The 9,444-nt window shown below is 59.9% G+C and carries 10 protein-coding genes; 6 read left to right on the top strand and 4 right to left on the bottom strand.

Features of this window, described 5'->3' with window-relative positions; all coding sequences use genetic code 11:
- Positions 1-43 precede the first annotated feature (43 nt).
- Complete coding sequence (locus Tal182_RS05905) at positions 44-763, bottom strand: hypothetical protein (protein WP_085858576.1); 720 nt, start codon at positions 761-763, stop codon at positions 44-46.
- 222 nt (positions 764-985) lie between these two features.
- Here Tal182_RS05905 and Tal182_RS05900 point away from each other — a divergent pair, with 222 nt between their 5' ends.
- Entirely contained in the window at positions 986-1,177 is a 192-nt protein-coding gene (locus Tal182_RS05900) for a DUF6494 family protein (protein WP_020920657.1), read from the top strand.
- A 158-nt stretch (positions 1,178-1,335) separates the two neighbouring features.
- Here Tal182_RS05900 and Tal182_RS05895 read toward each other — a convergent pair whose 3' ends face one another.
- Complete coding sequence (locus Tal182_RS05895) at positions 1,336-2,277, bottom strand: LysR family transcriptional regulator (RefSeq protein ID WP_085858574.1); 942 nt, start codon at positions 2,275-2,277, stop codon at positions 1,336-1,338.
- A gap of 105 nt (positions 2,278-2,382) precedes the next feature.
- Between Tal182_RS05895 and Tal182_RS05890 the strand changes: the two genes are divergently transcribed.
- The 3 genes from Tal182_RS05890 to Tal182_RS05880 all read left to right on the top strand — a co-directional run bounded on the left by Tal182_RS05890 (position 2,383) and on the right by Tal182_RS05880 (position 5,771).
- Positions 2,383-3,123, top strand: coding sequence for an SDR family oxidoreductase (locus Tal182_RS05890; RefSeq protein WP_085858571.1), 741 nt, complete (start codon positions 2,383-2,385; stop codon positions 3,121-3,123).
- A gap of 80 nt (positions 3,124-3,203) precedes the next feature.
- The gene (locus Tal182_RS05885) at positions 3,204-3,593 is read left to right on the top strand and encodes a limonene-1,2-epoxide hydrolase family protein (protein ID WP_085858569.1); all 390 of its coding nucleotides are present in this window, start codon (positions 3,204-3,206) and stop codon (positions 3,591-3,593) included.
- Between the two features lie 471 nt (positions 3,594-4,064).
- Positions 4,065-5,771 (top strand): adenylate/guanylate cyclase domain-containing protein, encoded by a 1,707-nt coding sequence (locus Tal182_RS05880; RefSeq protein ID WP_085858566.1) that lies wholly within the window; start codon positions 4,065-4,067, stop codon positions 5,769-5,771.
- A gap of 252 nt (positions 5,772-6,023) precedes the next feature.
- Here the strand turns inward: Tal182_RS05880 and Tal182_RS05875 are convergent, their stop codons facing one another.
- Positions 6,024-7,487, bottom strand: a complete 1,464-nt coding sequence (locus Tal182_RS05875; RefSeq protein ID WP_245344822.1) for a tetratricopeptide repeat protein — start codon at positions 7,485-7,487, stop codon at positions 6,024-6,026.
- On the opposite strand from Tal182_RS05875, the gene Tal182_RS05870 reads away from it, so the two are divergent.
- Entirely contained in the window at positions 7,486-7,761 is a 276-nt protein-coding gene (locus Tal182_RS05870; RefSeq protein WP_085777304.1) for a DUF4242 domain-containing protein, read from the top strand. The two genes, Tal182_RS05875 and Tal182_RS05870, sit on opposite strands and share 2 nt — an antisense overlap.
- Before the next feature lie 296 nt (positions 7,762-8,057).
- Here Tal182_RS05870 and Tal182_RS05865 read toward each other — a convergent pair whose 3' ends face one another.
- On the bottom strand, positions 8,058-8,804 hold the full coding sequence (locus tag Tal182_RS05865) for a glucose 1-dehydrogenase (RefSeq protein WP_085858562.1): 747 nt from the start codon (positions 8,802-8,804) through the stop codon (positions 8,058-8,060).
- A 107-nt stretch (positions 8,805-8,911) separates the two neighbouring features.
- Between Tal182_RS05865 and Tal182_RS05860 the strand changes: the two genes are divergently transcribed.
- Positions 8,912-9,256 carry a helix-turn-helix domain-containing protein gene (locus Tal182_RS05860; RefSeq protein WP_064801000.1) on the top strand — a complete coding sequence of 115 codons (345 nt, stop codon included), beginning with the start codon at positions 8,912-8,914 and terminating at the stop codon, positions 9,254-9,256.
- Positions 9,257-9,444: the final 188 nt, after the last annotated feature.

The following is a 9,444-nucleotide window of genomic DNA, read 5'->3' as shown; positions in this document are numbered from 1 at the left end:
TGCCAAAGCTGCCGGGCGGCAATGCGCCAAAAGCGGACTTCAGTTAGCGACTACCATCGCCAAAGAAGTGGGCCTTTGTCACCTTTAAACCAAGCGGCTTCTCCCAGTAAGGCCGTTGCTTGCCCGGAGGATCGCGCTCAAAAACCTCCTGTCCCACTGGCGTGTTCAGCCAAGGCAACCTATCTCGCAGCATCTTCGATATAGGTGCGTCAGTGATGAGAATGTCGAGGCCGATGAAGCGGACCCCGGGGAAAACTTCGTCCAGCCGGTCTGGCTGAATCTCGAATATCGTCTTTGGTTTGCTTTCATCACCAAAGGATACAAAGGCCGGATGCTCGCTGCCTCGGAAGGTTTTGACCTTCATCTGCCCAGATGCCGCTCTCATCAGTTCGAAATCCTCGGGCTTCAGCATACCGATGCTGCTCTTCGTGCCGAGGGTCAAGAGAATTGCCGTCTCCCAGAACTGGGCTAACGTACCGCCTTGCTCGTGCTTCACCGGCATGATGTAGAATGTCCCTTTGCCAGGTATGTCGGCAATCAGCGCTTCGCCGTAGAGCCGAGTAGCACCGCCAGCGCCGGTTAGGCTATTGGTGACACGCGCATAGTGAACTTCCATTACCGTTGACGCCTGAAAAGGTTTACCGTCGACTTCCAACCAAGCGATTACCCGGTAACGGATTTTGACTTTTTCACCCGATAGGCATCCGGCCAAGGGTAAAGCCGCCAACGATGCGATCAGGCTTCTCCGCGAAATTTTCACCAAAGGGCATCCTCCTACGGGTGGAGACTCTTTGATAGATGTTGCGCGTTCGAGATGTGCTAACTTGAATAGCACAATTCGAATTGTTACGTCTTCTTTGGGCCGGGAGCGGTCATCTGTCGCCGAAATTTTTCGCGTCAGATTTGGGGCCTGGGGCGAACATTGCTGCTTCCTTGACGATTTACCTTCCATTACAATCCTTTCCGCACATAGAGGAGTTCCGCCATGAGCGAAGACGCCTTCAACATGTCGATCCGCAAGTTCCTGAAGGAAGTCGGCGTCACGTCGCAGCGCAAGATCGAGGAGACGGTGCGCAAGGGGCAGGTCGGCGGCAATACGTTGAAGGTCCGCATGACGCTAACGGCGGAAGGCACCGGTCTTAACCACGTGGTGGACGGCGAGATCGAACTTCCGTAGGTCGGGCGAAGCGATCGTGCGAACGGTCCAGTTGCCCCAGGTTCATTGTCTACGCCCGCGCGAAATCGAAGCATGGCCGCGCTGCCGCCGTCATGGCGCTGATGCGCCAAAAGCGGTCACCCAACATTGTCGACCTGATCGCGCCCAGACGCGCAACACTACTGTCCGGCAAATACCACTTCGTCCCAAGGCGGGCGCGCCGGGAAAACCTCATCGAGAAATGTCAGGAATGCTTTGACATTCGGATTGGCGCGGCGGCTCTCTGGCCAGAGCGCCATCATGCTGGAGCGGTCGACGGCGAATGCGGCGAGGATCGGCACGAGTTCGCCGCGTTTCACATATGGCGCGGCGATGTAAGTTGGCGAGATGCCGATGCCGCCGCCGGCAACGAGAACAGCGGCGACACCATCGCTTGTGTCCACCGTGATCCCAATCTGTGGCGTGGCCTCGAAGACTCGTTTTCCTGATGCAAAGGGCCAGCGAAGTGTTTGGCCCGAACTCTGGAAACGAAAATTGACGCAGTCATGCCCCGCTAGTTCGTCAGGATGTCGAGGCGTACCTCGTCGTCTCAAATAGTCTGGCGAAGCAAAGGCGCAAAGGCGATGCGGCGCAAGCCGTCGGGACTTCAATCGGGTGTCGGCCAGTGCTCCAACCCGAATGGCGACGTCTATACCCTCCTCGATCATATCCACGAAATGATCTCCCAGGCGCAGATCGATTGCGAGTTCCGGATGGCGGGCGCGCAAGCGAGGGAGCGCCGGGCCGAGTATATGAACGCCGACCGGAAGTGGTGCGGATATCCGGAGAACGCCGGACGGGTCGGCGCGGGCAGCCATTGCCGCCTGCTCGATATCCTCGGCTTCCCGCAAGAGACGCAGCGCGCGATCGTACAGATCGCGACCCTCCGGCGTAAGCGTCAGAGAGCGCGTGGTACGGAGGAATAGGACAATGCCGAGCTGCTGCTCGAGCCGCTGGACGCTCTTGCTGACGGCCGACGGTGACACCGCGAGCGAGCGGGCTGCCGCCGTGTAGCTTCCAAGGGATGCAGCCCGCGCGAATGCAATCAGGCCCGTGAGACGTTCTATGCCGATTTGTGCCATGGTGGCATGAGTAAAGCGAATATCGGGCCAATTATCAATCGAGGGAATTGGAATTACTTTCTGGCCATGGGCGCAATCGAGCGCCTCCCAAACGGAGCCAGAGCGATGAGCACTCAATCAAACATCTCGGATGCCCTTTCAGGCAAGACAATACTCATCGTCGGCGGCACCTCGGGGATCGGCCTCGCCGCGGCCGCTCAAGCCAAGTCCTTCGGCGCAAACGTCATCGTGGTTGGATCTGACGCCGAACGGGCAAAAGAAGCCGCAGAACAACATGGCCTCAGTGGCTGGAGGGCGGCCGATGTGACCAAGCGCGCGGCCATCGAATCCGCGCTCGCTGATATCGAGCATGTGGATCACCTCGTCTTGCTGGCCGGAAGCTTCGTCGTCGGCAAGGTGCTGGAAGCCGACGTCGACCATCTCCGCCGCGCATTCGAAGAGCGCGTCTGGGCGGCGATATATACTCTTCGGTCACTTGGAGACCGCCTCGCCGCCGACGGTTCGGTGACATTCATCTCCGGAGCACTGGGGGATCGGCCGAATGCCTATGGGACCGCCGTTCTCGCTGCCGCTTCGGCGGCGATGGAAGCATTGGCACGCGGCCTTGCGTTGGAACTCGCGCCGCGCCGCGTGAACACCCTTTCGCCGGGACCGATCGATACTCCGCTGCTTGGCAAGGCGCTCGGCGACGGTCGCGACGCCTTTGTCGAGGGCCTCAAGGCAACATTGCCATTACGTCGTCTCGGGAGCGCTGAGGAAGCCGGGGCGGCAGTCCTGTTCTTGATGGCGAATGGCTGGATGAACGGCGCGACGCTCAACCTGGACGGTGGATCGCGGCTGGTCTGAAGGCTTTTCGACATTGCGAGCCAGAAATCTGTGGAATTTGTCGCTCGAGTTTTCGAACCCTCCAAGAAGGAATTCACTGAATGTCGACTGACCCAACCAAGACAGCCCTGACCTTTTTCGGCCACTGGAACACCGGCCGCATCGACGAGGCGATCGCCATGCTTTCCGAAGCCGTGCTGTATGACAACATACCGTTCCCGAATATCGTCGGGCGGGAGAACGTGCTGAAGTTTCACCGGGATTTCGGAATTGGGACGACATTCACGGTTGATTGGACGGTGACACAGATCGCGGCGGCCGGAAACGTCGTCCTCAACGAACGGCTTGATGTGTTTGTGCATGAGGGCGGTGGAAAAATCATACTTCCGGTCATGGGGACGCTTACGGTCGTGGAGGGAGCGATCACCGTATGGCGCGACTATTTCGATCCCTCTGATTTCAATCGGCAGCTGGCTCTAATCGGAAACTAACTAAATCCAGGGCGATGGAGAAAATCCTGCGAAAATAGCCGGCGGTTTGCTCCCGCTCGCCCCGAGGCTTGTGCACCGATTTGGGCGTATCGCCGAAGGTCCGCCTCGTGTTGAGCATGAGAGGACGTAAAAGGCGTGTGGTCTTGGCCCAACGATGGGCAGCCTGGGTAAGACCACTCCAGCTGGACCAAGCATGCGCGGTGGCAGCCAAAGTACGTGCAGCCGCACGGCGATTGCCGCTTCAACGCAGAGCAGCCGAATCTCACAGCAACGAAGTATGCCCGCAATGGCGCCGGCGAGGAGACTGGCCGCATCTGGTGAGTTAGCCAGAAATGCAGGCTCAGCGTCGGTCACAAAGAGGATGACGGCTCGATGGAGGTGGAGATCGCCTGGGCATCACCTCTTACCACTTGTTGACTGACCCGTATTTGAGCAATAACTTATGAACTCGGTCATTGGGCTTGTCCTCACATGACGGATCGATTTCTTCAGCGTCGCCTTGCTGCCATCGTCGTTGCCGATGTGGTGGGATATTCACGCCTGATGGAGGCTGATGAAGTCGCAACGCTTGAGAACCTCAGGGAACTCCGTTCTCGCACTATCGAGCCGGCTGTGATGGGTCACAACGGTCGCATCTTCAAGGTCGTGGGCGACGGCTTCCTGATCGAATACGGCAGCGCGGTGGACGCGGTCGCAGCAGCGTTGGAAATGCAACGGACCACCACTGCTGTCGAGGCTTCCGGAGACCGGCGCCTGCTTTTGCGTATAGGCGTCAATCTGGGAGATGTCATTGACGACGGTTCAGACGTCCTCGGCGACGGCGTCAATGTCGCGGCGCGCCTCGAGACGCAGGCAGCACCGGGAGGTATCTGCATTTCAGCCAGCGTTCACGGCGAGATCGTCGGCAAGATCGCCGACCGGTTCTTCGATGCAGGCGAACGCTACCTGAAGAACCTGACCCGCCCAGTCCACGTGTGGCATTGGCCGGATGCGCTGCAGAGCATATTGCCGCTGCCGGAAAATCCCTCGATCGCTGTATTGCCGTTCACGAACATGAGTGGGAATGAAGCGGACGAGCCTTTCGTCGACGGCTTGACTGAAGACCTGATCACCGACCTTTCCCGCACGGCTGGCCTGTTCGTCATCGCGCGCAATTCCGTGTACGGCTACAAGGGCAAGCCGGTCGACGTACGGCTCGTCGCCCAGGAACTCGGCGTCCGCTACGTCCTCGAGGGGAGCGCCAGACGCGCAATGGGCCGTGTCCGCATCAATGCCCAATTGGTCGACACGCTTGGCGGCCAACACTTGTGGGCCGAACGGTTCGACAGGACGGTGGAAGATGTTTTCGAGTTGCAGGATGAAGTCAACGCCAAGATTGTCGAAGCCCTCGTCGGCAGGCTGACCGTCCCGACGCCGCGCAATCGGCCGAAGAACTTTGAGGCCTACGATCTGTGTGTGCGCGCTCGCCTCCTGACGGAAGAGTCGCCGCAAACCGAGCGTGAGGCCTATATGCTGCTCCAACGCGCGGTCAAGCTCGATCCATCCTATGCCGAGGCGCTCGGTCTGCTCGCCTATAACCGTTGGCTTGCCTGGACTCATTTCGGAGAGCCCGAAGATCCTAACCGTCGGATGGCCGTGACATCAGCGCAGAAGGCGGTCGACCTGGATCCCAACGATGCCGGCTGCCGTTACGTCCTGGGTACCATTTTGGCTTATGAGCGGCGATGGGAGGAGTCGGAGGCAGCCTTTGCCAAGGCCCTGGAGCTGGACCCCAACCACGCCGACACCTGGGCCGCCATGTCGGACATGTCTGTGCTGGACGGCAGGATTGCCGACGGACTGGCGCAGATCGAAAAAGCCCTGCGGCTCAATCCCTATCCAGCCTGCTGGTACCTTTGTCACCTTGGGCAGGCGCAATACGCCGCGGGCGACTATGAGGCGGCAACCGCTACACTGCGCAGGAAAGAAACCTATCGCACCAACTCACGCAAATTCCTGGCTGCTGCGCTTGCGCAGTTGGGCGACCATGACGAGGCGCGGCGAGAAGCCGAATTGTTCCTGATCGCCCACCCTCATTTCACGATCGGTCATTGGCTCAGTTCCCAGCCGCTGCGGGATGCATCTGTACGAGACCACTTTGTCGACGGCTTTCGAAAGGCCGGCCTGCCGGAGACGTGACAGCGGGCGGGGACAGTCCCGACGCGTTTGTCAAGGTGCGAAGCAAACAGCGCTAGCGATGATTGCGCCAAAGCCGATAATTGCAGCGATTTGCGAGCCGCCGCGCCGCCGGCGAGTTGGGCGGAAACGCACCTCCGGCCTCCGTCATTCCAGGCCTTGAGCCTGGAATCCATGGCCACAGCCGATGATGCCGGCGTGGGTCGGCGGGGCAAGCCCGGCCATTGCCGCCTGCGCGGGACGCACTCACCCTGCTTAACCTGAAGAGAGCTCGTTCGCTTTCTCGGCATAGCAATCCGCCTGCTCCTGCTCGCCCATTGCTGCCAGCAGAAGGGCTAGATTCCGATACGTCTGGGGCTCACCCGGACGCAGCCTTATTACCGCAAGGTAGTGTGACCTTGCTTCCATGAAATCGCCTTTCTCGTGAAGGAGCACCCCAAGATTATTATGAGCTTCAGCGTAATTCGGCGACGAGCTCAGTGCTGCGCGATAGTGTGATTCTGCTGCCTCGACGTCTCGGCCTTCAAGAAGCATCGCATAGTTATAGTGCACTTCGGCGTAGTCCGACCTCAGATGCAGCGCCTGTCGATAATGCGCTTCAGCCGCTCCCGCATCACCGGTTTTTTCGAGGAAGACCGCGAAATTGTTGTGGGCTTCGGCAAAGCCCGGTCGAAGCCGCAGGGCCTCCTGAAAGTGCTGGTGCGCTTCGAACCGGTCACCCCATTCGTCAAAAAGACCAGCCAGACGCAGAAGGGCGTCGACGTGACCCGGTCGGTACTTCAGAGCCAGCCGATAATGGGCTACCGCCTCATCAGGGCGATCGGTCTCCTCGAGGAGTATCGCGAAATTATAGTGAGCTTCCGGGTATTGCGGCCAGAGACGAACGGCATTGAGGTAGCGGGCTTCCGCGGCGGTTCTGTCGCCGGCGGCCTTCAGGATCACACCGAGATTGTTGTGCGCTTCCGGATAGTCCGCGCGTAGCTCCAACGCCTTTTCGTAACAATGCTGTTCCTCTGCCAATTCCTTCTCATCCGCAGCGGTCATTCCCGCCCCTTTCAGGAACCAGTCCTCGGCTGTCATCCGCTCTTCGGAACGTGCCGCAAGCGCTGCGTGGTCGACTGACACGACCCGATAGAGATGTCGCCTCGGCAGGAAGTCGCCCTTGAGTTCGAAGACATCAACCTCCTGGAACAGATAGACGGGCAAATCGATGAGATCCAGTATGGTCTGCGTGACGAAGAGGGTATCCGGCTCGGCACATGATTCCACCCGCTTCGCGATGTTCAAGGCACGACCGATCCAGGCGTCGTCATCGTGCATTCGGGAACATTCTCCGAAGTGGCAGCCCACCCGGATTGGCAGATCGTTCGCCTGGCCGGTCGTCAGGTGACGCCGCCGTTGCTTCCAATAGGCGATGAGTTTCAACGAGAAATGGACGGCCACATCAGCAGATTCGAATAGATAAAGATGCCCGTCGCCTGTAAAATTCTCGTGCCGTCGCCCGTATTGGCTGGCAAGCGTCTGAGACAGGTAACGATATTCTGCAATCGCGCTCGTAATCGTGTCGCGCGAAACCGTGTTCCAAACCGCTGAGTGTCGGACGAGGTCGGTGAATACGGCGGCAAAATAGATGTCCATTCGCAACGGCCGGAAGTTAAAGCGATCGCGCGACATGTCCAAACGCATGCTGTCATCGCTCAACACAAGGACAATCATCATGCCACAGTACATGGTCGAAAGACACCTGCCAGGAATCACTCCCGATCAGCTCAGTGCAGCGGCATCGCGCGCGAAAAATGTCACTGCCGAGATGACCAGGCAGGGTAAGCCGGTGCGCTATCTGCGCTCGACATTCATTCCCGCCGAGGAACGATCATTCTGCCTGTTCGACGCTTCGTCGGAGCAGGATGTGAAGGAGGCAAACGAACGTGCCGAAATCCCGCTGGTGAGAATTACCGAAGTCAGGCACATCTCGGCCGACGATGTGAACTAGCGCATCCGGCGCGACAAAGCGCAAATGTTGCGACACCGCGTCCGGCCAGCCCGGGCTTGAGCCTTTCCGGGCTGGCTGAATCGCTTATTGGCTCCATCGTTCGAGCCCTACGGCCAAGCCGGTCGATCAGGCGGCCCGTTTCAGCCAACCCTACCGCTGATTTGCCCGGCAAATCCGCGAGACTTCAATCAAAGGCGATCGGCTCACGCGTACCTTGACGTACGCCCGTCGCCAATCGCCTCTGCCCTGGCGAAAACCGGCTCCGGCAGAATGCTTCAAGCGAACCCGGAAAGGCCCTAGCGGAAACCGCCGCTGGCGACCAGCCGTTCGCCGGTCAGCCAGCGCGCGTCGTCGGAGGCGAGGAAGACGGCGATGTCGGCGATATCGTCCGGCTGGCCGATGCGGCCGAGCGGCGTCTGGGCGACCATGGTCTGTTGCAGATCCGAGCCGATGACGCCGGCCGTGTGGGTGCCTTCGGTCTCGACCATGCCCGGCAGAATGGCGTTGACGCGGATCTTGCGCGGACCGAGCTCCTTGGCAAGCACGCTGTTGATGCCCTCGACGGCGCCCTTGGTGCCGGTGTAGACGGCGGAAGCCGGCAGCCCGAGGCTGGTCACCACCGAGGAGATGTTGATGACGCTGCCGCCCTCGCCGAGATGCTTGGCCGCCGCCTGGGTGGTCAGGAGAACGCCGAGAACATTGACGTCGAACATGCGGCGATAGTGCTCCTCGGTCACCTCGCCGATCGGGGCGAATTCATAGACGCCTGAGTTGTTGACCAGTACGTCGAGCTTGCCGAATTCCTTGACCGCGGCATCGACCACGCCCTGCGCCTGTTCGGCCTTGGAAACGTCGCCCTGCACCGCGATGGCTTTGCCGCCGGCCGCGCCGATCGCCTCGACCACGGCGTCGGCTCCGGCCTTGCTCGAGGCGTAATTGACCACCACTTCAGCACCTTCGGCCGCCATCGCCTTGGCAATCGCGGCGCCGATGCCCTTGGAGGCTCCCGTGACCACTGCGACCTTCCCTGTGAGCTTAGCCATGTCTTGTTCCTTCTGATCCGGACGGCCGCCGGAATTGACGGCCTTGTTCCGTAGTTCAGAAATTCGGAACTGTTGATCTCGGTTTCAAGGGGCACTATATAAAATTCATGCGACCGCTCTTTCACCCTGCCCTGGAGGATATCAAGCCCGATGCGATCCTCTATGCGCTCTCCGATCCCGAGCGCGTCGCGATCTTCGCCAAGCTCGCCGGCACCGCCTGCGGCGGCACCTGTTCGGCGCTCGCCGATCTCGGCGACCGCGTCATTCCGAAATCGTCGCTGTCGAACCATTTCAAGGTGCTGCGCGAATCCGGGCTGATCCGCAGCGAGCGCCAGGGCGTCGAGATGCGCAACCAGACCCGCTGCGCCGAGCTCGACGAGCGCTTTCCAGGGCTGGTCAGGGCGATTCTGACGGCTTACGGACAGCTTCCCGAGCAAATGAAGACGGGTTGACGGACCTTGAATACCTTCGATGGGTGCTGCCGGTGCAAGCCTGGGTCCTCGGGTCAAGCCCGAGGACGACGGAGGGTGGGGAGGCGATTGCGGCAAACGCAGACCCTTGGCAAAACCGGGACATCGTGCTTTCTGATCTCACCGCCAGACTTCATCACTCACCGCTTGCAGACGCACCATCCGCTGCG

The organism is Rhizobium sp. TAL182 (assembly GCF_002117725.1).
In the GTDB taxonomy this organism is placed as follows: domain Bacteria; phylum Pseudomonadota; class Alphaproteobacteria; order Rhizobiales; family Rhizobiaceae; genus Rhizobium; species Rhizobium esperanzae.
Note: the sequence above shows the minus strand (reverse complement) of the source record. Positions and strands in the feature narration are given on the sequence as shown.